Raw genomic sequence first — 23790 nt, 5'->3', positions numbered from 1 at the left:
ACCCTATAAAAAGTAACGGCTTTGACACTTTTTTTTGCTGAAGGTTGTGCCATAATAGAGGTTATGGACAACAGGGTGAATGATTTTACGCAGGGTGGTGTTACCTACATGATGAAGAAAATCCCCGGTTACATAGGTGTATGTTTGCTCCTACTGGCGATCTTGGCTGGTTGTAGTGAGACACAGCCTTCTGAGCAGCCAATTGTCAAGGAGACAGAAACAGCGAATACGATTACAGTGGCTGTAGATGGCAGTACGTTTTTGCCTGATGCAACAAAGTCCATTAAGCGAGATTTTAGTGAGGGTTTGACACTCAAAAAAGCATTACTCAATAGCGGACTGGTTGATTTTACGGCAGATGGCAAACGGATTCAATCCGTCGGTGAAGTTTCTCTGGATTCTTCGCTTAGCTGGGCTGTGAAGTTGAACGGCAAGGATATTGAACAGGAAGATTGGGACATGGAGCTTCATGCCAAAGATGAAGTGATTATTTACGTGAAAGCCGCTGACAGTGGGGGGGATGGCGTTGCATATCAGACAACGTTACTCAAGGTTAGCGGTGGAAACATTATGCCAACCCTCAATCGTCAATATGCCGGAGTCTACGTTCAAGAGTGCACCGTTCGCGATGTGTTGAAGTCCAGCGGAATTGTAAGAATGTCGGAGAATAACAAGTTCGTCGTTTCGGTCGAGAATGTCACACCCCGCATGAATGAGCGGTGGGTCATTATGGTGAATGACAAAGAACTAATGGAAAATGGCTTGGACATGAAATTGAATCCACGTGATGCGGTGAAGCTTGAATTGACCAATGCATCCTAAGCATACCAAGAAGCCCAATCTCTATTTAGGAGAACTGGGCTTTTTTCATTAAAATATATAAGCAACATCCGATTTGCATAGTCAAATATTAGATACGACAGATCTCGTTCGGGCAAAGTTCACAGTGACAGATCCCTTGCAGCATCTTCAGATCTTTGATGACAATCATGCCATTATCATATTCAATCGCATCTTTCTTGCGCAGATCGCTTAACATGCGGTTTACACTTTCACGGGTGGCTCCAATCATATTAGACAGGTCCGTGTGGGTAATTTTTTTGTGAATAATGACATGCTCACCATGAGGCTCACCATACGAATTCGACAACCGAATGAGGGTGGAGCAGAGGGCACCCGGTTTGCCATATAACATGAGATCCCGGAACTTCGTCTGTGTCAACCGATGGTGGATGCCCATCCATTTCATAAAGTCGATCGCAAAGTCACAGTGTTGGCAGATCAGCATCTCCAGGTCTTTATGCTCCAGTACACCAATCTCACTATCCTCCAGCACTTCCGCCGAGAAGCTGTGTTTCGATCCGAAGAACGGATCAGCCTGCCCAATCATATCACCGGACTGATACATGTACATGATCAATTCCTTGCCTTCATCCGTGGATTTGGTGATCTGGGCACGGCCCCGTTTCATATAATAAAGTTTGTCAGAGACGTCTCCTTCCCAGTACAGATGTGTACCTTCCGGATAGGTTCTATCTTTCATGGTAACCAGCAGATGGTTGAAATTCGCTTCCGAGAAACAGTTGGTATTGCCGCGTTTTTCCAGTACAGTAGTTAGTTCTATCATAAGTCTATCTCCCCTTTGTGTCCATCGGACGACATTCTGTAGTTTCCAGTAGTCTCCGAGGTTTGCCGCAAACCGTTGCCGTCCTGATCAGGGTCATCTCGGCCGGGAGGAAGGACGGTACAAATTGCGGTGGTTCAATTTTTAAGTTCAGTATATACCTAATCTTACCGTTTGAGGGGGAAGGAAAGGGGGCAAAAATGACGAAATTTCAAACATTGTGATAAAATTCACTTTTAATGGAGAGCATGAATTTTACAGCCCTATATTTTAAATAGGAAGTGAAAATGGTTGTATGAAGGACACTACAAAACTTAAATTAAATTTGTTATACTTTGTGAAAAAAATCACATAATTAAATTTATGGTCATGTTACGATGTGAATGTAAACGAGAGAGACAAACCAATACGAACCTTTAGGAGGATGAGGGAGATGGCTGTAAAGAACGAAGTCGCCCCAGCAAAAGAACCGACAGCAGGTCAGTATATTCAAACGTTAATCGACAAAGCGAATAAAGCACACGCCGCATTCATGAAAATGGACCAGAAGCAGATTGACCGGATTGTGCAAGCCATGGCGCTTGCGGGTCTGGATAAACACATGATGCTCGCCAAGATGGCTGTAGAAGAAACAGGCCGCGGAGTGTATGAGGATAAAATCACCAAAAATATATTTGCAACAGAATATGTGTACCACAGCATCAAGTATGACAAAACCGTAGGTGTGATTGAAGATAACGAATATGAGAGCTTCCAGAAAATTGCGGAGCCAGTCGGCATCATCATGGGGATTACACCAGTAACCAATCCAACATCAACAACGATGTTTAAGGCACTGATTTCCATCAAGACGCGTAACCCGATCATCTTTGGTTTCCACCCATCTGCACAGAATTGTAGCCGGGAAGCTGCCAAAATCCTGCTAGAAGCGGCTGTGAAACATGGTGCACCAGCAGACTGTATTCAATGGATTGATGATCCTTCCATGGATCGTACGAACGAACTGATGAATCATAATGATGTGGCTCTCATTCTGGCAACAGGCGGATCAGGCATGGTACGTGCAGCGTACAGCTGTGGTAAACCCGCACTGGGCGTAGGACCGGGTAACGTTCCTTGCTTTATCGAGAAAAGTGCGGATATCAATCAGGCAGTGACGGATTTGATCCTGTCCAAATCCTTCGACAACGGTATGATCTGTGCTTCCGAGCAAGCGGTCATCATTGAAGAACCGATCTTTGATCAAGTGAAGAAAAAAATGATTGCGAATGGCTGTTACTTTGTTAACAAAGATGAAGCAGCAAAATTGACAGCAGGTGCAATTAATGCCGAGAAATGTGCAGTGAACCCGGCGATTGTTGGTCAATCTGCGGTGAGCATTGCGAAGATGTGCGGTATTGAAGTTCCAGCAGGCACCAAAATTCTTGTAGCCGAGATTGAAGGGGTAGGTACCAAATTCCCATTGTCGGCAGAGAAATTAAGTCCAGTACTGGCTTGTTACAAAGTTAAAACGGCAGCAGAGGGAATTGAACGTGCAGCAGAAGTGGTTGCTTTTGGCGGCATGGGTCACTCCTCGGTTATCCACTCAACGAATGAAGAAGTAATCGGAAAATTCGCAGATCGTCTGCAAACTGGACGGATTATTGTGAATTCACCATCTACACACGGTGCCATCGGGGATATCTACAACACGAATATGCCATCATTGACGCTGGGATGCGGATCATATGGACGTAACTCGACTTCTTCCAACGTAACCGCAGTGAACTTAATCAATGTGAAAAGGGTGGCTCGCCGTACCGTGAATATGCAATGGTTCAAAGTGCCGAACAAAGTCTACTTCGAAAAAGGGGCAACGCAGTATCTTGCCAAAATGCCTGACATCACACGTGTAGCGATTATTACGGATGCCATGATGGTGAAACTTGGATATGTTGAAAAGGTAGAACACTATCTGCGTCAACGCCAAATGCCAGTAGCGATCGAAGTATTCTCCGATGTTGAGCCAGATCCATCCACAACAACGGTAGATCGCGGTACCGAAATGATGCGCCGCTTCCAGCCAGACTGCATTATCGCACTCGGCGGTGGATCACCGATGGATGCTGCGAAAGCGATGTGGTTGTTCTATGAATATCCGGACACGGACTTTAACGATCTGAAACAAAAATTCATGGATATCCGCAAACGGATCTACAAATATCCACGTCTCGGCGTAAAAGCGAAATTTGTAGCGATTCCAACGACATCCGGTACAGGTTCAGAAGTAACATCGTTCGCAGTTATTACAGATAAAAATCAAGGTAACACCAAATATCCGTTGGCCGACTATGAACTGACACCAGACGTAGCGATTGTCGATCCGGAATTCGTATACTCCCTGCCTAGAACAGCCGTTGCCGATACAGGTATGGACGTACTGACTCATGCGATTGAAGCTTATGTATCTGTTATGGCCAACGATTACACGGATGGACTTGCGATCAAAGCAATCCAACTGGTATTCCAATACCTGGAGCAATCTGCGCTGCAAGGCGACAAACTGGCACGTGAGAAAATGCATAATGCTTCCACCATTGCCGGTATGGCGTTTGCCAACGCATTCCTGGGCATTAACCACAGCTTGGCGCACAAATGGGGCGGTCAGTACCACACCGCACACGGACGCACCAACGCAATCCTGATGCCGCACGTCATTCGTTACAACGCGAAAAAACCGACCAAATTTGCATCGTTCCCGAAATATTCGCACTTTGTAGCGGATGAGCGGTATGCCGAAATTGCCCGGATTCTGGGATTGCCTGCACGTACAACAGAAGAAGGCGTAACCAGTCTTATCAATGCCATTCGCAAACTGAACAAAACATTGGGCATTGAAGAATCGTTCCAGGAAATCGGATTTGATGCCAAAGACTTTGAAGCACATGTCGATTATCTGGCTGACCGTGCCTTCGAAGATCAATGTACAACCGCCAATCCGAAGTTACCGCTGGTAACTGAACTGGCTGATGTGTACCGCAACGCTTTCTACGGAAAGTTTGAATAATAAATTTAGAACGAAGTGTGCCTTACGACAAGAAGATCAGGGTTCCCCGAGAGGGGAGCCCCGATTGCCGTCTTTCACACAATAACGAGAGGGCAGAAAAACAGAAGAGCGAGCATCTGTTTTTCAGGATTTATTCTAAGATTTGATTTGCTCCGAGCATAGAGGAGTAATGGTTCTTAAAGAGGTGGCATGGAATCCGTGACGTGGCTGTTTGAGTCAGATGTTCGCAGAATAACGAAGAGGGCAGAAAAACAGAAAAGCGAAGCACCTGTTTTTCAGGATTTATTCTAAGATTTGATTTGCTCCGAGTATAGAGGAGCAAAAGGTTCTTAAAGAGGTGGCACGAAATCCGTGATGTGGCCGTTTGAGCCAGATGTTTACACGACAACGGAGGAGCAGAAATAACCTGAAAAAGCGAAGCGCGTCATTGAAATGAATTTTGAAATTTATTGTTTTATCAGTTGAACTACACATGTACACGATAACGGAGAGGAGAGAAAAAACCTGAAGAAGCGGAGCGTTCGCCTTTATCACTGGATTTTCACCTTTGAAAAAGTGAATCAAAAAATCCGGGGATAACAGCGATCGGAAGGTTATTCTCTACTTGCAGTGGCCAGTGTACACCACCTAATGTTCATTCGCTTTTTCAGTAAATTTAAATAGTGAGCAGCGATCGGAAGTTGTTCTGCCCGCGCAGTGGCTAAGTGCGAAACTAAATAGGGTTCAATGGGACACAGCGCAGGTGGAGTGAGTTAGTTCACTGACTTTGTGACAAAAATCACAGATGATGAAAGCCCCAAGTCGTATACTGAAAATGTAAGAAAAACATTCATTCCGCGGTTCCGGTTCCCAAGTAGAGAGAACATGTTCCGGTTTATGTGAAACAATTCACATTAATCGCGGCTCTGGGCACACAATGCTACGAACGAAGCAAGATGTTATGTGTCCAGAAATCCAAATTAGTGGAGGGATTAAGATGTCGGTGATTGAAAAAGATGTCAAACAACAAACAGGCTGGAGAAACTTTACCAAAGGAACATGGACCAAATCCGTAGATGTGAATGATTTTCTGGCACACAACTTGACTCCGTATTACGGTGATGAAGCATTCCTAGCAGATGCAACCCAGAATACCAAAGAATTGTGGGAGATCGTATCTGATCTGACCAAAAAAGAACGGGATAACGGCGGTGTACTTGATGTTGATGTGAACACACCAGCGACTATTGTTTCTCACCAACCAGGTTATCTGGATCAATCCAAAGAGCAGATTGTCGGCGTTCAGACCGATGCTCCATTCAGACGTTCCATTCAACCAACAGGCGGAATCCGGATGATGATTGATGCATGTGAAGCATATGGCTTCGAATTGCCTCAAGGCGTCATTGATATATTTACAAACATTCGCAAAACACATAACCAGGGTGTATTCGATGCTTATACTTCCGATATGCGTGCAGCGCGTAAAGCAGGAATTATTACAGGTCTGCCAGATGCTTACGGCCGTGGCCGGATTATCGGTGACTATCGTCGTGTAGCTTTGTACGGGGTAGACTTCCTGATCCGTAACAAAAAAGGCGAATTGAACGCACTCGAAGTTGATGTCATTGATGAAGATGTCATTCGTCTGCGTGAAGAATTGTCTGAGCAGATTCGTGCATTGCAAGAATTGAAGCAATTGGGTGATATGCACGGGTTCGATATTTCCTTGCCAGCGACTACAGCGAAAGAAGCATTCCAATGGTTGTACTTCGGTTATCTCGCTGCCATCAAAGAGCAGAACGGTGCTGCGATGTCTCTGGGACGTGTATCTTCTTTCCTGGATATCTACATTGAACGTGATCTGCAAGAAGGCATTCTGTCCGAAGAACAGGCTCAGGAATTGGTTGACCATTTCGTAATGAAACTGCGGATTGTCAAATTCCTGCGTACACCGGATTACAACGAACTGTTCAGTGGAGATCCAACATGGGTGACGGAGTCCATCGGTGGTATGTCTGTAAATGGTGAAACACGTGTAACCAAAAACAGCTTCCGTTTCCTGCATACCCTGCACAACCTGGGACCTGCACCAGAGCCGAACCTGACTGTACTATGGTCCACGAAACTTCCAGAAGCTTTCAAAGATTATTGCAGCAAAGTATCCATTGAAACCAGTTCAATTCAGTATGAAAATGATGACCTGATGCGTCCAATCTATGGTGACGATTACGGTATTGCTTGCTGTGTATCGGCGATGAAGATCGGGAAACAAATGCAATTCTTCGGTGCTCGTGCCAACTTGGCAAAAGCTCTCCTCTATGCGATCAACGGTGGTCGTGACGAGAAATCCGGAGCACAGGTCGGACCGGAGTATCCTGCCATTACAAGCGAAGTGCTGGATTACAATGAGGTTATGAAACGCTTCAAACCAATGATGGAGTGGCTCGCGAAGTTGTATATGAACACCCTCAACGTCATTCACTACATGCACGATAAATACAGCTATGAGCGTATCGAAATGGCATTGCATGACCGTGACATTGTACGTACGATGGCTTGTGGTATCGCTGGTCTCTCGGTTACAGCAGATTCACTGAGTGCCATCAAATATGCCAAAGTAAAACCAATCCGTAACGAACAAGGCATCGCTGTTGATTTTGAAATTGAAGGAGACTTCCCTTGTTACGGTAACAATGAAGACAGCGTAGACAGCATTGCTGTCGAACTGGTAGAGAACTTCATGGGCATGATTCGCAAACACAAAGCATACCGTAACGCAATACCAACACAATCCGTTCTGACGATCACATCCAACGTGGTATATGGTAAGAAAACAGGGACAACACCGGATGGTCGTAAAGCAGGTGAACCATTTGCTCCTGGTGCAAACCCAATGCATGGTCGTGACAAAAAAGGTGCATTGGCATCCCTTGGCTCTGTAGCCAAATTGCCTTATGAACACAGTCTTGACGGAATTTCCAATACCTTCTCCATTGTGCCAAAAGCATTGGGTAAAGAGGAGACTACACGTAAATCCAATCTGACTGCGATGATGGATGGTTACTTCGGTCAAAACGCTCATCACCTGAACGTTAACGTATTTGATCGTCAGCAACTGATTGATGCGATGGATCACCCGGAAAACTATCCGCAACTGACTGTACGGGTATCTGGATATGCGGTTAACTTCATTAAATTGACTCGTGAACAACAGTTGGATGTCATCAACCGTACGTTCCATGGTTCGATGTAAGTGATATGTAAGTAGAAGACCGCTAGAGCAGGGCATTCCAACTCATATTAAACGCACAGCGGATGCGGATACAGAAAGGAAGAGGCAGCATGGTTAAAGGACATATTCATTCACTCGAAACTTTCGGGACGGTTGACGGCCCAGGCATCCGCTTTGTGCTTTTTATGCAAGGATGTCTACTGAAATGTCAGTATTGCCACAACCCTGATACATGGGCACTGGATGGTGGAAAAGAAATGACGCTGGAGGAGGTACTGGTTGAAATTGAGCCATATCTATCCTATTACCGCAGCTCCGGAGGCGGACTCACGATATCTGGCGGAGAACCAACGTTACAGGCCCACTTTGTAGGCGAAATCTTCAAAGAAGTGAAACGGCGCTGGGGATTGCATACGACACTGGACAGCAACGGATTTAACGAACCGGAACGGATCCACGATTTGTTGGATCACACAGACCTGGTTCTGCTGGATCTCAAGCATATTGATGACGAGAAACATATCAAGTTGACAGGCAAATCCAACGAGAGAACGTTGAAAACGGCCAAGTGGTTATCGGAGCAAGGTCGGAAAATGTGGATACGCCACGTGTATGTGCCTGGCATTCATAACGAGGAAGAGGATCTGCTTAACCTCGGACGGTTTATTGGAACGTTAAATGGCGTCGAGAAGTTCGAAATTCTTCCATACCATCAGATGGGGATCTACAAATGGGAAGCGCTCGGCAAAGTATATCCACTGGATGGCGTTCCTTCACCAAGTGAAGAAGAAGTGGAGCGGGCGTATCGCCTAATCGAACAAGGACGCCAGGAAACGGCTGGCATGGCTTGTTCCGGTAAATAATCTACCTTTATATGCAGGATGTATATAATTTGAACTAACCATTTACACGAGAACGAAGAGGACAGAAATAAGCTGAAGAAGCGGAACGTTCGCCTAAAAGCTTTCTAAAAGAAAGCTACATCGGAAGCATATGCTATCCCCAGATTTTCACCTTTGTAAAAGTGGATTAAAAAAATCGGGGGATAACAGCGATCAGAAGGTTGTTCTGTCATCGAAGTGGCAAGTGTAAATATTCTTAGGTTCAACGTATATACCAACCAAGCAGCCCTTGCGAATACACTTCGCAGGGGCTGTTTTTTGTCCAGTGAAGGATTTTATCCCTCCATTGATGAATTGTCATCCTTACGATGTAAGCTCCGGCTTTTTATAATCAGAGTGTAAAGCCAAATGCTCAATATCTTGAGGAGGGTCAACCCGATGAAAAAAAGAATGACATTGCTGCTTTCATTATTACTTATTACTTCATGGACTTTGGCGGGATGTGCAGGCTCAAGTAACGAGCCACAGCAGGGCGCAGGCAATACACCTGTGGAGGAGACAAGTAAGGAACCGGTGGAGATGCTTCTTCGCCACACGCAGGTGGGGGCTGACAAACAGAAAAGATTGGCCATTCTGCAGGATGTTGTGGACAAAGTGGAGGGTGAGATACCCAATCTGACCTTTACGCTGGATGGCGTCGAATCCGATGTGAATCGCAAGGAGAAGCTTCGTGGGGAGATGGCGGCAGGCAACCCGCCGGACATATTTGAACTATTCGGCAGCCCGGATTCCAAAGTGTATGCCAAGGAAGGTATGCTGCTTGATCTGACTCCGATCCTGCAAGAGCTGGGCATTCAGGACCAGTTTACATCCCTTGAACCGTTTACGTATGAAGGCAAAGTATATGGACTGCCGATTGGCGGTTCGGGCGAAGGTTTTTTCTATAACAAAGAGTACTTTGAACAAAAAGGATGGAAAGCCCCAACTACCATGGCTGAACTGGACAATATACTGGCCGAGATCAAGGCTGATGGCAAAGTACCGCTTGCTTCCGCATCCAAGGCGGGCTGGGTACCACTCATGTTAACCAACCATCTATGGTCCCGGTATGCCGGACCGGAGATTACCGCAAAGTTTGCAACAGGTGAAGCGAAGTGGACCGACCCGGGTGTTGTTCAAGGTTTTGCCAAACATAAGGAATGGGTTGATAAGGGTTATTTCAAAAAAGGTGAGCTGGGCTTCGAGTATGCCGAATACACCACGCAATTTACCAGCGGAGAAGCGGTATTAATGTATGACGGAACATGGAAATCATCTGTATTCAAGGAAGGCCAGAGCGGTGAATCGCTCATTGGCAAGGTTGGATTCTTTAATATGCCTCCGGTAGAGAACGGAGCAGGTGATCAGACGTCCTTGATGCGGGATGTGAACAATGGATATGGATTCTCGGCAGCCGTGGCGGATGATCCGCAGAAGCTGGAAGCCGTTAAAGCTTTTATCAAAAATTTCTACAATGAAGACATGCAGGTTCGCGGCCTTGTGGAAGATGGTGTGTTGCCTGCCATGAAGCTGGATGAGAAAGTGTTAACCGATAGCATTACCGATGATCTGATGAAAGAAATTGTGGCCGTGCTTAATGCGTCCAAGACGTCGTTCCCGGCATTTGATGCACTCGTTCAGGCTGATGTGACGACAGAGATCAGCAATCTGCAAATTCAGAAGTTGATTGGTGGGCAGACCACGCCAGAGAAGATGGCAGAAGAGCTGCAAAAGGTACAGGAAGAAGCAAACGCTTCAGTGGAATAAACCAATTCAAGTTGAAAATGCGATCGTTGAAGTGACTGAAGGAGGCTGACCATGAATACTTCACTCCGCAGCCCGTTAATCTATACGCTGTTTGTAATGCCGGCCCTAATTCTATTTGTAATGTTCTTTCTATATCCTATTGGCAGCTCCTTATATTACAGTCTGACGAGTTGGAATGGGGTATCCGCTGAGCCACGTTTTGTGGGTTTATCCAACTATGTGAAGGCACTGACTGATGAACGATTTTGGATTTCCACACGGAATAACGGCTTTTTCATCGGATTTTCAGTACTGATTCAGGTACCTCTAATCGTCCTGTTTTCGCTTCTGATCGCCAATGTGAAAAGGCTGAAAGGTCTGTATAAAACAGCTGTTTTTTTACCATCCATTATGTCGACAGCCGTTATCGGTATCTTATGGGGATTCATCTATGAGCCCAATATCGGATTATTAAACAAAATGCTTCATGTGCTGGGCATTGATCCAATCTACTGGTTATCAGATAACCGATTCGCCATGTTGTCCATTTTGGTGACTAATGCTTGGCAGTGGACAGGATTTTACATTGTCATGGTGCTGGCGGCCATACTGGCGATTCCCCGTGATTTGGATGAAGCAGCTGCAATTGATGGCGCAACGGCGGTACAACGTGCAATGCGGATAACGTTGCCGCTGATTCGCCCGATCATTTCCGTCGTTATCATGTTGTCCATTGCAGGTGCTATGAAAGCAGCTGACATCGTGATTGTTATGACCAAAGGTGGGCCCGCCGGGTCCACCGAGGTTCTGGCGACATACATGATCAAATATGCGATTACCAATTTCAAATATGGTTATGGCAATACCATTGCGGTACTGATTTTTGCTCTGACGCTTGTGCTTACTGCGGTGTATCAACTGCTGGTGGCGAGAAAGAGCGAGAAGGTGGAATATTGATGGCGAAAAACATAAAAAGTAGTATACCTCATGTGTTGTTAATGTTGTATTTAATCGCGATTTTGTTTCCCTTTTTATTTGTGATTTTCTCGTCCTTTAAGCAGGATAACAATGAGATCGCCTTGAATCCATTCGGTCTGCCGACAACATGGGAGTTTAACAATTATGTAGAGGCATGGGTGAATGCAAAGATTGGCACGTATTTCTGGAACAGCCTATACATTTCAATTCTGTCTTCGGCGTGCACAATTGTGCTCGGTGCCATGTTTGCTTTTGCCGTAACCCGGATGAGACACCGAAAATGGAGTCTGTTTCTATACAGCCTGATTCTGGCGGGTATGCTTATTCCCAACAATGCACTTATGCTGCCGATCTATCTGCTTGTTCGCAAAATGGGCATATTGGATACACATCTGGCATTGATCGTGCCCTATGTGGCCAATGCGATCCCCTTTACCATTATTATACTGGCGGCTTTTATGCGATCTCTGCCTGGTGAAATTGAGGAAGCGGCGGTTATGGACGGCTTGAGGGCCCCGGGTATCTTTGCTAAAATAGTGATACCTCTTACGGTTCCGGCTATTGTTACCGTTTTTATCGTTAATTTCCTCGGCAACTGGAACGAATTTTTACTCGCCAACTATTTCTTATCCACCGATAAATTGCGCACGCTGCCCGTGGGCATGGTCCAGTTTCGGGATCAATATCAGATGAACTATGCTCAGATGTCGGCAGGTATTGTATACAGTGTTGTACCTGTACTTGTGATCTACGCTATACTTCAGGAGAAAATTATAGAAGGAGTAACTGCAGGTGGTGTCAAAGGTTAATACCATGAACCAGTGAATAGGGAGAACGGGATATGAACTTGCGAATGAAGCTGGCCTTGGCATTTCTACTGCTGATCATTGTACCGATGTGTGCGCTGGGCATTGGCATGTTTCTGGTCACATCACATACGATTGAGAAAAAATACAATCAACAGGCCGAATATGCGCTTCAGGCTATTAGTTACAATATCGAGAATGTATTTCAGCAGATTAATAATGTTACCGACAACGGGATAGCGACATCTGTTTTCCAGATGGCATTGAACGCCAAAGATCCGACCAAGCAGGATCTGGGCACCGGTAATCAATTATCCCTGAATGCCAGCCAGCGCAATTTCCGTTCCCTTCTATATAATTATCCGTTCATCAGTTATGCCTTTTTATATGATTTACGTTCTTCCGAGAACAACCAGATTGTCTCCATTTTCACCAAAGAAAATTTTCAAGCCCTTCCTTTTCAGCAATTTAAAGTGCATCCCTTATTCAACGAAATTCAGCAACTTAATGGCGTGCCCAAATGGCTCGCACCTCTGGAGTATCCCGAATTGACCGGGGTAGAACCTGTCTTCACTCAGATCAGGCTGGTCAAGGAACTCAGTTATTTTCAAAATATTGGCGTGCTTGTTGTTCAGATCAAAAAAGGAGAGATCGACCGGATCTTCCGTCACCTGCAAATCAGTGATTCGGCACAGGATACATCATTCCTGTTAATTAACGAAGAAGGGCTGATCGTCTATGATCCTGCAGGGCGTTATAACGGTGAGAACATGCAAAACCTTGGTGCTGAATCGGGCAGTTACGGTCCCGGCTTTAGCAGCGTCAGAATGGTCTTTGACGGCAAGGAGAGCATCATTTCGCAATATCATCTGAAGAACTATAATTGGAGTCTCGTCAGTGTGACTTCATGGGAAGCCTTATCTGCGGAAACAAATGCTTTTGCAGGTTGGTCTGTCATCATTATTCTGTTCTGCCTGCTCGCAGCGATGATCTTCAATCTTTTTTTCATGAATCGCATTACGGGCAACATTGCTGTACTTGTAAGATTTATGCGCCGAGTTGATGATGGTGATTTTAATGCGAGGGTCGAAGGAAAAGGCTTTGACGAAATGCAACTGCTTGCGCAAGGGTTCAATGAGCTATTGGATCGTATTGGGGGATTATTCCGTCGTGTTCGGGCAGAGCAGGAGCAAAAGGCCCAAGCGGAACTACGTGTGCTACAAGCCCAGATCAAACCTCATTTCCTGTTCAACACATTGGAATCGATCAATGGATTGGCATTGCGCGGAGAGGGCCGCAAAGTAAGCGAGATGGTGACCAGGTTGGGCAATATGCTTCGGATCAGCATTCAGGATCAGGAGGAAATTCCGCTGAGTGAGGAAATAAGGCATTTGCAGAGTTATCTGGAGATTCAACAGTACAGGTTCAGTGATTTGTTCACCTATGAGATTGACATACCACCCCATCTATACAGTTCAATCCTGCTCAAGCTGACGCTCCAGCCTCTGGTGGAAAATAGCATTCAACATGGGTTTGAGGGAATCGCCTATTCAGGTGTACTGCGGATAAGCGCATATGCAGAACGGGATCAACTTGTGTTATGTGTTGAGGATAATGGGATCGGTATTCCCCAGGAAATGCTCGCACGATTTGAGTACATGGCAGCAGATCCGCCGGAAGACATGTTGGTGAAAGGGGCGGAATCATTATCGTCCATAACGGAACGTCGGGGATTGGGATTACGAAGTGTGGCAGATCGAATTCGTATTCAATACGGGGCCGGATATGGCATATTTATATGTTCAGCACCGGGGTATGGCACAGTTATTCGATGCATCATTCCATTATATGAGCAGGAGGAAGCCGGATGAATCTGACTGCAATGCTGGTTGACGATGAGCTGCCGATTCTGGAGAATCTGAATTACATTTTACCATGGAAAGAGATGGGCATTGAAGTAACGGGTACAGCGAGAAGTGGCCTAGAAGCACTGGATAAAGTGACAGAAAGTCATCCAGACATTATCTTATGCGATATTCGGATGCCGTCCATGGATGGATTGGAACTCATTCGGTTGCTGCGAGAGCAGGGTGAAACGTGTGAAATTATTTTGCTGACCGGGTATCAGCAGTTTGAGTATGCTCGGACCGCTATTCAATATAACGTGCATGAATACATATGTAAGCCCATCGATTATTTGAATCTGGAACATAAACTGCGTGAGCTTGCCGGGCAGATCCAGAAGAGACGTATGGAGAACGAATCGCAACGGTATCGCAGCCAAGAGATGGAAAGCTGGATCAGACACAAACATTTGATTGACCTGTTGCGGGGAGAAGCACCGTTGAAAATTGCCTATCCTGCCTCTGTTCCTGAATTCATAACAACTGCTGCACCGTATACGTTGCTGCTGGTGGATGCGGTCGGTTATTTTCGCCATTCTATCGGCTGGTCCGAGCTTCAGCATGAGCGATGGCATGAGACCGTCAGTTCCAGACTTAGGGAAGTGGCAGAGAGCATGACGGGGGACTGTCAGATTCTTTCGACTCGCAAAGGTGAGTGGTGCATCCTGCTGGAGGCATCGGGTGAGTGGAAATGTCGCTCAGAGGAACTGGCCCATCAGCTGTGTTACGAATTGAATGCGATCGTATCCTTGAATTCAAGTGTGAAGGTCAGGGTTGTTCAGGATGATGTGCCCGTGAACCGGGAAAGTCAAATTCTGGAGCGATACCGGCATTGTCAAAAAAAACTGATGTCCCATTCGGAGAGTGAAGACAGGGTGCTGAGTGCGAGTTGTCCCGAAACCACTTTATCGTATGATCACGCGGCCTCCAAAGGGGCTAACTCATGGATTACAAGAGAAGATCTGGAGCTGGTTACTCGGTGGATTCGTCAAGGGAACAAGCAGGGGTTGCGCGATGTATTGGGTCGGCTTAAACAGCGGATGGGGAATTCAGGACAATCCTTCAACAGAATAGATGAAACCAATCTTCGGTTTATGCTTGTACACATGCTTCGGGAGCTGCGCGAAGTACAGGCCATCGCTGAAGAGCACGAAGTGAATTATTGGAATGCATTGCAAGGTGCTGTATCCATGAGGGAACTCCTTGAACTTGCAGAAGTCGTTACCCATGCCTGTCAGGGCAAACAAACGCAGCCACGTCCCTCCGTATCGGAACTGATCCTATCTGCATGTGAGTATATGGATGCACGGCTGCAACAGGACTTGGGAATAGATGAAGTCTCCGATTGGCTCGGAATTAGCCCAGGATACTTCTGCCAACTATTTAAAACCCAAATGGGTGTTACTTTTGTGGAATACATGACGCAGAAACGGATGGAAAGTGCTGCTTTGTTGTTGAGTACAACCGAATGGAGCATTACAGCGATTGGGGAAGCAACAGGTTTCAAGGAGCGCCGTTACTTCTCCAAGGTGTTTCATAAACACTTCCACATGAAACCTTCGGAGTACAGGCAGAGCAAACGACTGGGTTCGTAGTGGCAAGGTAAACGGGAGGAGAGGTCGAATGAGACCCTTGAATGAGCTGACGTTGGAGCAAAAGGTAGGCCAATTGTTGATGTGTGGATTTCACGGTCAGCACGCAGATGAACAGATTACTCACTTAATCCGTAACTATCATATTGGGGGCGTCATTTATTTCCGGCGCAATGTGCATAGTGTAGATCAATTGACAAGGCTGTCCGCCGAACTGCAAGATATGGCTGCTGAAGCGGGGGCAATACCACTCATGATTTCGGTGGACCAAGAAGGTGGCATGGTTGCACGGATTGACAAAGAGGGAATGACTCAAGTGCCGGGTAATATGGCACTTGGCGCGACAGGGAATCCGGAATATACCCTGGAGTGTGCCCAAATTCTGGGGCGTGAGTTAAAAAGCATCGGTATCGATATGAACCTTGCACCCGTGGTTGACGTGAATAACAACCCGCTTAATCCGGTAATCGGTGTGCGTTCGTATGGTGAACATGCTGAAAGTGTGGCCGCTCATGGCGTAGCAGCCATCACGGGATACCAGTCACAGGGCATTGCTGCTACCGCCAAACATTTTCCGGGACATGGAGATACCGCCGTGGATTCTCATCTTGGTATGGTTACGGTACCTCATGATCGAAACAGGCTGGAACAGATGGAGCTGCTACCGTTTCGCCGGGCGATTGAGGCTGGGGTCGATGCTATTATGACAGCTCATGTGATGTTCCCTTCAATTGAGCCCGAGCCCATTCCGGCAACGTTGTCGCGTAAAGTTTTAACCGGTCTGTTACGCGAAGAGATGGGCTTTAAGGGCATTATTATTACAGACTGTTTAGAAATGCATGCAATATCCAAGCCGTATGGGGTAGCTGAAGCTGCCATTCGTGCTGTAGAGGCAGGAGCAGATCTAATTCTAGTGAGTCATACCCTGCAAGATCAGGTCGCTGCTGTGGAAGCCATTGTTCAAGCCGTTCGAACAGGGCGAATTACGGAAGATATTATTAACAAGGCACTGGAACGTATTATTACATGGAAGGCAGCGCGCTGCGGGTACCCGGACACTGGTCTTGATTCGCCCAAAGCGAGTGAAACGATCGAAGCAATCGATGTTGAACCTGTTAATTACAATGAATCCACTGAACCCAGTGATCCCAGTGAATTAAACGAATCGACGCTGTTCAAGATTGCTTCAAGCAGCATTACCATCGTTCATAATGATGGACTACTGCCGTTGGACCCAGAGAAGGACGTGCATGTCATCTGGCCTGAGGTTGTGCAGCGGACAGAGGTGGATGAACCATGGTCCCATACAGAATCGCTTGGTATAGCGTTATCGCAACTGCGAGGCAGAGTTCGTGAACACAACATTACAACTCAGCCCACCTATGATGAAGCGGATCGGATATTGGGTGAAGTGTTGGAAAGTGAACAAGTTATCGTGTGTACGTACACATCTGCAGGTCATCTTCCGAAAGGGCAACAGTATTTGGTTGAAAAGCTGAGTGAGAATCATTCGCTGATTGTCATTGCTCTGCGCAATCCATATGATCTGCTGGAGATTTCGAGGCCGGGAAGTTATGTGTGTACCTATGAGAATACACCTGCAGTCGTCCGGGCACTGTCCCATGTGTTAACCGGTGGACTGCAACCAACAGGCCGTCTGCCTGTCCGTTTGAGCTAGACCTATTTAATCTATACATCTCTCTGCGATATGGTGCTGATTGACCATATCGCAGAGAGATTTTTTTGTTGGAAGTTGTCAATGGGGAATTTTGGGATCTGATGACAAAAAGATAATGGATAGATAACTATTTTCATAGTATTTTCCTTCTATTAAAAGTTTACAATTCTCCTCTTAACTTTTTAGCAACTTTTCCCGGTTGCAAGCGTCTAATAATATGACTTTTTGAGGGGGATATTTATAAAATGGGAGCAGAAGGAGCCAAAGACAAAGAATGAATTTGAAGAAGAAATTGTCCATACTTACCGCTTTTGCTGTTTTTCAGGCGTTTGCAGTGATTCCTGCCAATGCGCAATCAGCAGTTAAGAGCGATACTACACCAGTGAATACAGCCAAAGTTAAATCCGTGGAGGTTGTGAAGAAAGAACAAACCATCGCGGAATCCGAAGTGAAATCCGAAACAAACACGCCAACATCAAATAATGAAACAACTGAAGAAGTGAATCCAGAAACCAATGTTCCTACAGGAACAGATGTTACTCCAGTTGATCCGGTAGAGGAACCGACGGACGAAGAAGGTACAGCTGAGGAAACCCCAACACCTGCACCAGCAGAAGTAGAGCAACCGTCTACAGGGAGTTCATCTGTTGCTGGAGGCGGGGGTGGAGACCTCACTCTTTATATGAACAGTAATAAAATGATGCAAGATGGCAAAACATATCTTGCCGGACAGCCAATGGCTGTTAAAAATGGTGTATCCTATGTAGCCATCCGTGCTCTCGTTGATCGGGTTGGCTATGATGTCAAATATGATAACACAACCAAAGAAACGATCATTATTAGTGGTGAAGATGAGCTGCGTTTCAAAACAAACAGCAAAATCTATACCGTTAATGGTGTGTCCAGAACGATGAAGGGCGCGGCTTATCAACAAAAAAATACGTTCATGGTGCCGTTGACTTCAATAACACAGGCTCTGAACATTACGTATAAAGTAAATCAATCTGCCAAAACGGTTGTATTGAATCTGAGTACCAAACCGGTAGCGAGCTTCACGGTACAAAAAGAGGTCTTTGCCGGAGACCAGGTAACCTACACAACCAGATCCAGCTCTCCCAAGGGACTCAGCATTGTAGATGAGCGTTGGACAGGTCGTCAGGATTCATTCGACCAACCAGGTGTATACACAGTAACCTATGCGGTCCAAGATTCAAGTGGTCAATGGAGTGATCCATATTCGGTTACGATTAAGGTTGAAAGACCGAATCTGCCACCTGTCGCGATGTTTACGACAGATAAAGAAGAATACAAAATGGGTGAGAAAATCACTTATATTGATCAAAGCACAGATGATGAGAATGCCATTGTAAAAACAGAATGGGATAACAATGCACTTGCATTCTTTGTTCCAGGACCAAAGACCGTAACGATTACAGTTACCGATAAACATGGTGCTAGCGATAGCTACACCAAGATGATCAATGTTACGGGAGAAACGCTATACAGTTTGACTGACTTCAATCAATTGTTTACACCAGTCGGTGAGAAGTTCACCTTCGACGGTGGTGGAGTACCGGCATTGGAGAAAGTTCCTTTCACTTATTATGATGAACCAAGTCTGTTGATCCGCAGTAACAGCCCGGAAACCGTGAATACGGAAGGCATTGTGTACAAGGAATCTTCCTTCGGGCAGACACGTTTCATGATTCACCATGTGAACAACACGGGCAAAAACGTGAAAATGTATGTTGTAGCGACAAACAACAATGCATACACGGCGTCCATTGACCAGCAAAACATGGGCTTTGCAGGACCGTCTCCTTTTGCAACGGTAGCTGGAAAGTTGTCCATTGACCGTTGGTTCCAGTCCATGCAGAATGGTACCGGACAAAAGAAAGTGTACATCCAACCAGGAGAGAGCAAGCTGATTCTCAATGATCTGAGCGTTCTCCCGATGAAACAGGGACAAGTCATCTCCTTGTATTCGGATGTATTCAGTGACTATGAACTGGATTACAACATTATCATGATCGAAGAAAACAAGGACCCGATGGAAGTGTTGTCGAGCCTGCCGGTTCTGGATCGTGATGGTGTTCACAACCGCGGAACGTACCCGAATGCAACACGGATCATTACGTATGATCAGGAAATAGGATCGAAGCCTGCGCGTCTTCCACTTGGAGACAACGCAAGTGATCCGAACCTTGTGGGAACGGACCCTATGGCTTACACAGAAGCTTCCAACGCAGGTAACTTCGGTGTATTGTACAAAATTACATTGAATAATGTTGCTCCGCGCACGTTGATTTCATTCAACCCTCGTGGAGGTAGATACTCAGGTGTGGCACTCGTGAATGGACAAGTTGTTCAGATTTCCACAGGTAAATCTGTAACTGCACCTAATGAGCAAAGCGTAATGTATCGCACAGGTTCATACGGCGAGAGTGTAACCATTCTCTTCTCAGCGGCACCAGGAAGTAACTTGCCTGTTAACCTGCTGTTCACGCCGCTTCCGGCTGAAAAGTAATATCATGAACATGCACGGACGGTTTGGAGTGAAAGCTTATATCATATATACCCGTTCACCCCAAAAGTCGCCCGAACGATTGATCATCTGAACCGTCAGGAAGGGACTCCATCAATATGTAATGTCATTAGCTCAAAGCTAAACGTAATGGCAATGCATGTGTATGGAGTCCTTTTTATGTGTTGTTGGAATGACCTAACCCGGTGTCTTCGTTGACTCTAATCGTAATTTGATGCATTATTAGATGTATACAGAAGAGGCAAAATGCTTGTAAGACAGGAGGTGCTTTAGATCATGCTGTCGACAGAACAGATTATTTCGACTATGTCCTCACAGGGGCTCCGCATTACTGACCAGCGGAAAACACTGGCCCGGTTATTTGCCGAGTCCCCCGGGTATCTTACACCCAAGGACGTCTATGAATATATGGGTAAAACTTACAGCGGGCTGAGTTTTGACACAGTATATCGGAATTTGCGGGTGATGCAGGAACTGGGTGTACTGGAACAGGTCATCTTCGAAGATGGCGTTAAATTCAAAGCACACTGTAGTGAAGATCATCATCACCATCATATGATCTGTCTGAAGTGTCAGAAGACATATCCTATTATTTTCTGCCCGATGCAGCTTGCGGATGCGCCTGAACAATTTCAGGTTGTAGATCACAAGTTCGAAGTGTTTGGGTATTGCAAGGACTGTGCAGAGCATGCTCCGGCCAAAGCGGCTTCGGGACATACACACGCTCACGGGAAGCATTGACGATGAAGTTATCACGCAGAATCGCTCAGGCACCCATTCGTGTGTACCGCAACTATATCTCTCCATTAACGCCGCCAACATGCAGGTTCTATCCAAGCTGTTCGGCTTACGCCATGGAGGCGATTGAAGTGCACGGAGCCCTCAAAGGCTCGTTGTTAACAGCGAAACGTATTGCCAAATGTCACCCGTTTCATCCAGGTGGTGTAGATCTGGTGCCACCAAAGGCGGAGAAGTCTACTCTCGTATCCGAGTAACGTTATAGCCTGAAGTATTCGGATGGCTTGGAAGCAGACCGGGATTGAACTTGAGGATGCTGTCCACTTGACAAAGGGGTCCGCATTTCAGTATATTTTTCCTATATGTGCAAGTTCAAAAAGTCTGGTTTTCAGTACCGAGAAGATGGGATGAAGTTAGAAATGGAGTAGCGGAGCGTAGGAAACCTACGTGAGCAACGGACATTTCGGCTGAATTTCAACTTCGATGCTGATGATGCCGGTAGGCATGATTCGTAATCAAAAGTAGACTTTTTGAGCAACTTCTATATGATTTCCAGTGAAGGGATAAGTACAGACACACCCCCAGTGCAGAGAGCCGGATGAGCTGAGAACCGGTCTGGGAGGAGGATGGAACATGGTCCCGGAGGAACCTCTTTCGAGCGTGCAGACAGTGATTTCAGAGCTGCTGTCGTAAGGCTGAGGCGTGATCCAGCGTTAATGGGCGGTCGAAGGACCGACAGAGCCTATGTTTTGCGAAAAACATGGGGAATTTGGGTGGTAACACGTGAGAGCAACTCTCGTCCCATAGGGGCGGGAGTTTTTTGTGTTCTTTTTTAATTGTTTTGGATGAAAGGATCACATGAAGCAGGAACATTCGAAGGAGGAGAAGTCATTCATGGCTGACCAAAAAACATTTTATCTGACAACCCCGATTTATTATCCGAGTGACAAATTGCATATTGGGCATGCGTATACAACGGTGGCGGGAGATGCGATGGTTCGTTACAAGCGTCTACGCGGTTATGATGCTCATTATCTGACAGGAACCGATGAACATGGCCAGAAGATTGAGCGCAAGGCACAAGAGAAAGGACAGACACCACAAGCTTTTATCGACGATATCGTTGTGGGGATCAAGGAACTGTGGAACAAGCTGGACATTTCCAATGACGACTTTATTCGTACAACCGAAGAGCGTCACAAAACCGTCGTTCAGGATATCTTTGACCGTTTGCTGAAACAGGGAGATATCTACAAAGGTGAGTATGAAGGCTGGTACAGCATTCCGGATGAGACGTATTACACGGAGACTCAACTGGTGGATGTAGAGAAGAATGAGAAGGGCGAGATTATTTCAGCCAAGAGCCCGGATAGCGGACACCCCGTTGAATTGGTCAAAGAAGAATCCTACTTCTTCCGCATGAGCAAATATGCAGATCGTTTGTTGAAATATTATGAAGAGAACCCGGGCTTTATTCAGCCGGAATCTCGTAAGAACGAGATGATCAACAACTTCATCAAGCCGGGTCTTGAAGATTTGGCTGTATCCCGTACTACATTTGAATGGGGCGTCAAAGTTAAAGGCGATCCAAAACACGTCGTCTACGTATGGATTGATGCATTGTCCAACTATATTACAGCTCTGGGCTATGGTTCATCCGATGCATCTCTGTATAACAAGTTCTGGCCTGCGGATGTACATCTGGTAGGTAAAGAAATTGTTCGTTTCCATACGATCTACTGGCCAATTATGTTGATGGCATTGGATCTGCCTTTGCCGAAGAAAGTGTTCGCACATGGTTGGTTGTTGATGAAGGATGGCAAGATGTCCAAATCTAAAGGCAATGTGGTTGATCCAGTTACCCTGATTGACCGTTACGGTCTCGATGCACTGCGTTATTACCTGCTGCGTGAAGTACCGTTTGGTTCGGATGGTACGTTTACACCGGAGAGCTTCGTAGAGCGTGTCAACTCCGACCTCGCGAACGATCTGGGTAATCTGTTGAACCGTACCGTTGCCATGGTAGACAAATATTTTGAAGGCAAAGCTCCTGCGTTTGCTTCGAATGTAACGGAATTTGATGCTTCTCTGGAAGAAGCAGGCCATGCTACGGTGGAAAAAGTGGAACAGGCGATGGAAAACCTGCAGTTTTCCGTAGCACTGACAGCGATCAGCCAGTTTGTCAGCCGCACCAATAAATATATTGATGAGACGCAGCCATGGGCGCTGGCTCGTGATGAGGCAAAACGCGATGAATTGGCATCCGTTATGGCTCACCTGATTGAAAGTTTGCGAATTGCTTCGATTCTGTTGCAACCGTTCCTGACTCGTGCTCCTCATAAAATCTGGGCACAGCTTGGCATTCAGGAAGGTGAACTTACGGCTTGGGATACAGCCAAGCAATGGGGTCTGGTTCCAGCTGGAAACGCATTGCAAAAAGGTGATCCAATCTTCCCGCGTTTGGATTCCGAACAGGAAATTGCTTATATCTCCGAAGCAATGACTGGTGGCCAAAAAGCAGCAGAGCCTGAAGCAAGTCAAGCAGATGCTGGAGCTTCAGCAGCTGTTGAACCGGTAACAGCACCAGAAGGTACGGAAGAGATCGGGATTGATGATTTTGCCAAAGTTGAACTGCGTGTGGCTCAAGTCATCTCCTGCGAACCGGTCAAAAAAGCGGATAAGTTGCTGAAATTGCAGCTGGATCTGGGTTATGAGCAGCGCCAGGTCGTCTCTGGAATTGCAAAGTTCTATTCGCCAGAAGAGATGGTTGGACGCAAAGTCATCTGTGTGACTAACCTCAAACCGGTGAAACTTCGTGGTGAACTGTCTCAAGGTATGATCCTTGCAGCGTCCCATGGCGACCAGCTTACACTTGCTACAGTACCTGACAACATGCCTAATGGCGCACAAGTAAAATAAAAAGAATCAATTTCATAATACCTTTAGCTGCTTCAATCAAGGGTAGTTACAAAAATCCTTTTTTATGAGTTATGAAATTGATTCAAATACTGTCGTAACTATGACTCAAGGTGGCCCGA

General features: G+C 46.1%; 15 protein-coding genes. 14 read left to right on the top strand and 1 reads right to left on the bottom strand.

The window, feature by feature from the left end; all coding sequences use genetic code 11:
• Positions 1 to 108 precede the first annotated feature (108 nt).
• A complete protein-coding gene (locus tag NKT06_RS20935; protein WP_017687552.1) occupies positions 109 to 822 on the top strand; it encodes a hypothetical protein in 714 nt (237 codons plus the stop codon).
• 88 nt (positions 823 to 910) lie between these two features.
• Here NKT06_RS20935 and NKT06_RS20930 read toward each other — a convergent pair whose 3' ends face one another.
• The gene (locus tag NKT06_RS20930; RefSeq protein ID WP_253438872.1) at positions 911 to 1627 is read right to left on the bottom strand and encodes a Crp/Fnr family transcriptional regulator; all 717 of its coding nucleotides are present in this window, start codon (positions 1625 to 1627) and stop codon (positions 911 to 913) included.
• A 430-nt stretch (positions 1628 to 2057) separates the two neighbouring features.
• Here NKT06_RS20930 and adhE point away from each other — a divergent pair, with 430 nt between their 5' ends.
• The 13 genes from adhE (at position 2058) to metG (ending at position 23671) form a co-directional block, all read left to right on the top strand.
• Positions 2058 to 4670, top strand: coding sequence for a bifunctional acetaldehyde-CoA/alcohol dehydrogenase (gene adhE / locus NKT06_RS20925; protein WP_253438868.1), 2613 nt, complete (start codon positions 2058 to 2060; stop codon positions 4668 to 4670).
• Between the two features lie 976 nt (positions 4671 to 5646).
• On the top strand, positions 5647 to 7905 hold the full coding sequence (gene pflB / locus NKT06_RS20920) for a formate C-acetyltransferase (protein WP_253438865.1): 2259 nt from the start codon (positions 5647 to 5649) through the stop codon (positions 7903 to 7905).
• 89 nt (positions 7906 to 7994) lie between these two features.
• Positions 7995 to 8747, top strand: a complete 753-nt coding sequence (pflA, locus tag NKT06_RS20915) for a pyruvate formate-lyase-activating protein (RefSeq protein ID WP_253438861.1) — start codon at positions 7995 to 7997, stop codon at positions 8745 to 8747.
• 417 nt (positions 8748 to 9164) lie between these two features.
• Positions 9165 to 10532 carry an ABC transporter substrate-binding protein gene (locus NKT06_RS20910; protein WP_253438859.1) on the top strand — a complete coding sequence of 456 codons (1368 nt, stop codon included), beginning with the start codon at positions 9165 to 9167 and terminating at the stop codon, positions 10530 to 10532.
• A gap of 51 nt (positions 10533 to 10583) precedes the next feature.
• On the top strand, positions 10584 to 11468 hold the full coding sequence (locus tag NKT06_RS20905; protein ID WP_253438857.1) for a carbohydrate ABC transporter permease: 885 nt from the start codon (positions 10584 to 10586) through the stop codon (positions 11466 to 11468).
• On the top strand, positions 11468 to 12298 hold the full coding sequence (locus tag NKT06_RS20900) for a carbohydrate ABC transporter permease (RefSeq protein WP_253438855.1): 831 nt from the start codon (positions 11468 to 11470) through the stop codon (positions 12296 to 12298). Before NKT06_RS20905 ends, NKT06_RS20900 begins: the two co-directional genes overlap by 1 nt.
• Before the next feature lie 32 nt (positions 12299 to 12330).
• Positions 12331 to 14166, top strand: coding sequence for a cache domain-containing sensor histidine kinase (locus NKT06_RS20895; protein ID WP_253438853.1), 1836 nt, complete (start codon positions 12331 to 12333; stop codon positions 14164 to 14166).
• A complete protein-coding gene (locus NKT06_RS20890; protein WP_253438851.1) occupies positions 14163 to 15794 on the top strand; it encodes a response regulator transcription factor in 1632 nt (543 codons plus the stop codon). The genes NKT06_RS20895 and NKT06_RS20890 overlap by 4 nt, the downstream gene beginning before the upstream one ends.
• A 28-nt stretch (positions 15795 to 15822) precedes the next feature.
• Positions 15823 to 17469 carry a beta-N-acetylhexosaminidase gene (gene nagZ / locus NKT06_RS20885; RefSeq protein WP_253438849.1) on the top strand — a complete coding sequence of 549 codons (1647 nt, stop codon included), beginning with the start codon at positions 15823 to 15825 and terminating at the stop codon, positions 17467 to 17469.
• 274 nt (positions 17470 to 17743) lie between these two features.
• A complete protein-coding gene (locus NKT06_RS20880; protein WP_253438847.1) occupies positions 17744 to 19996 on the top strand; it encodes a stalk domain-containing protein in 2253 nt (750 codons plus the stop codon).
• Positions 19997 to 20290: 294 nt separating this feature from the next.
• Complete coding sequence (locus tag NKT06_RS20875) at positions 20291 to 20755, top strand: Fur family transcriptional regulator (protein ID WP_017687564.1); 465 nt, start codon at positions 20291 to 20293, stop codon at positions 20753 to 20755.
• Between the two features lie 2 nt (positions 20756 to 20757).
• Positions 20758 to 21009 carry a membrane protein insertion efficiency factor YidD gene (yidD, locus tag NKT06_RS20870; RefSeq protein ID WP_091018158.1) on the top strand — a complete coding sequence of 84 codons (252 nt, stop codon included), beginning with the start codon at positions 20758 to 20760 and terminating at the stop codon, positions 21007 to 21009.
• Positions 21010 to 21610: 601 nt separating this feature from the next.
• Positions 21611 to 23671, top strand: coding sequence for a methionine--tRNA ligase (metG, locus tag NKT06_RS20865; RefSeq protein ID WP_301290064.1), 2061 nt, complete (start codon positions 21611 to 21613; stop codon positions 23669 to 23671).
• The last annotated feature ends 119 nt before the right edge of the window (positions 23672 to 23790 follow it).

The organism is Paenibacillus sp. 1781tsa1 (assembly GCF_024159265.1).
Taxonomy (GTDB): domain Bacteria; phylum Bacillota; class Bacilli; order Paenibacillales; family Paenibacillaceae; genus Paenibacillus.
The sequence above is the reverse complement of the archived record's forward strand: the minus strand, read 5'-3'. Positions and strand labels throughout refer to the sequence as shown.

Coding starts and splice junctions, on each gene's coding strand:
- NKT06_RS20880 (WP_253438847.1), top strand. CDS start 17,744: ATGAATTTGAAGAAGAAATTGTCCATACTTACCGCTTTTGCTGTTTTT.
- pflB (WP_253438865.1), top strand. CDS start 5,647: ATGTCGGTGATTGAAAAAGATGTCAAACAACAAACAGGCTGGAGAAAC.
- NKT06_RS20910 (WP_253438859.1), top strand. CDS start 9,165: ATGAAAAAAAGAATGACATTGCTGCTTTCATTATTACTTATTACTTCA.
- NKT06_RS20905 (WP_253438857.1), top strand. CDS start 10,584: ATGAATACTTCACTCCGCAGCCCGTTAATCTATACGCTGTTTGTAATG.
- NKT06_RS20900 (WP_253438855.1), top strand. CDS start 11,468: ATGGCGAAAAACATAAAAAGTAGTATACCTCATGTGTTGTTAATGTTG.
- pflA (WP_253438861.1), top strand. CDS start 7,995: ATGGTTAAAGGACATATTCATTCACTCGAAACTTTCGGGACGGTTGAC.
- metG (WP_301290064.1), top strand. CDS start 21,611: ATGAAGCAGGAACATTCGAAGGAGGAGAAGTCATTCATGGCTGACCAA.
- NKT06_RS20935 (WP_017687552.1), top strand. CDS start 109: ATGATGAAGAAAATCCCCGGTTACATAGGTGTATGTTTGCTCCTACTG.
- NKT06_RS20890 (WP_253438851.1), top strand. CDS start 14,163: ATGAATCTGACTGCAATGCTGGTTGACGATGAGCTGCCGATTCTGGAG.
- NKT06_RS20930 (WP_253438872.1), bottom strand. CDS start 1,627: ATGATAGAACTAACTACTGTACTGGAAAAACGCGGCAATACCAACTGT.
- adhE (WP_253438868.1), top strand. CDS start 2,058: ATGGCTGTAAAGAACGAAGTCGCCCCAGCAAAAGAACCGACAGCAGGT.
- NKT06_RS20895 (WP_253438853.1), top strand. CDS start 12,331: ATGAACTTGCGAATGAAGCTGGCCTTGGCATTTCTACTGCTGATCATT.
- NKT06_RS20875 (WP_017687564.1), top strand. CDS start 20,291: ATGCTGTCGACAGAACAGATTATTTCGACTATGTCCTCACAGGGGCTC.
- yidD (WP_091018158.1), top strand. CDS start 20,758: ATGAAGTTATCACGCAGAATCGCTCAGGCACCCATTCGTGTGTACCGC.
- nagZ (WP_253438849.1), top strand. CDS start 15,823: ATGAGACCCTTGAATGAGCTGACGTTGGAGCAAAAGGTAGGCCAATTG.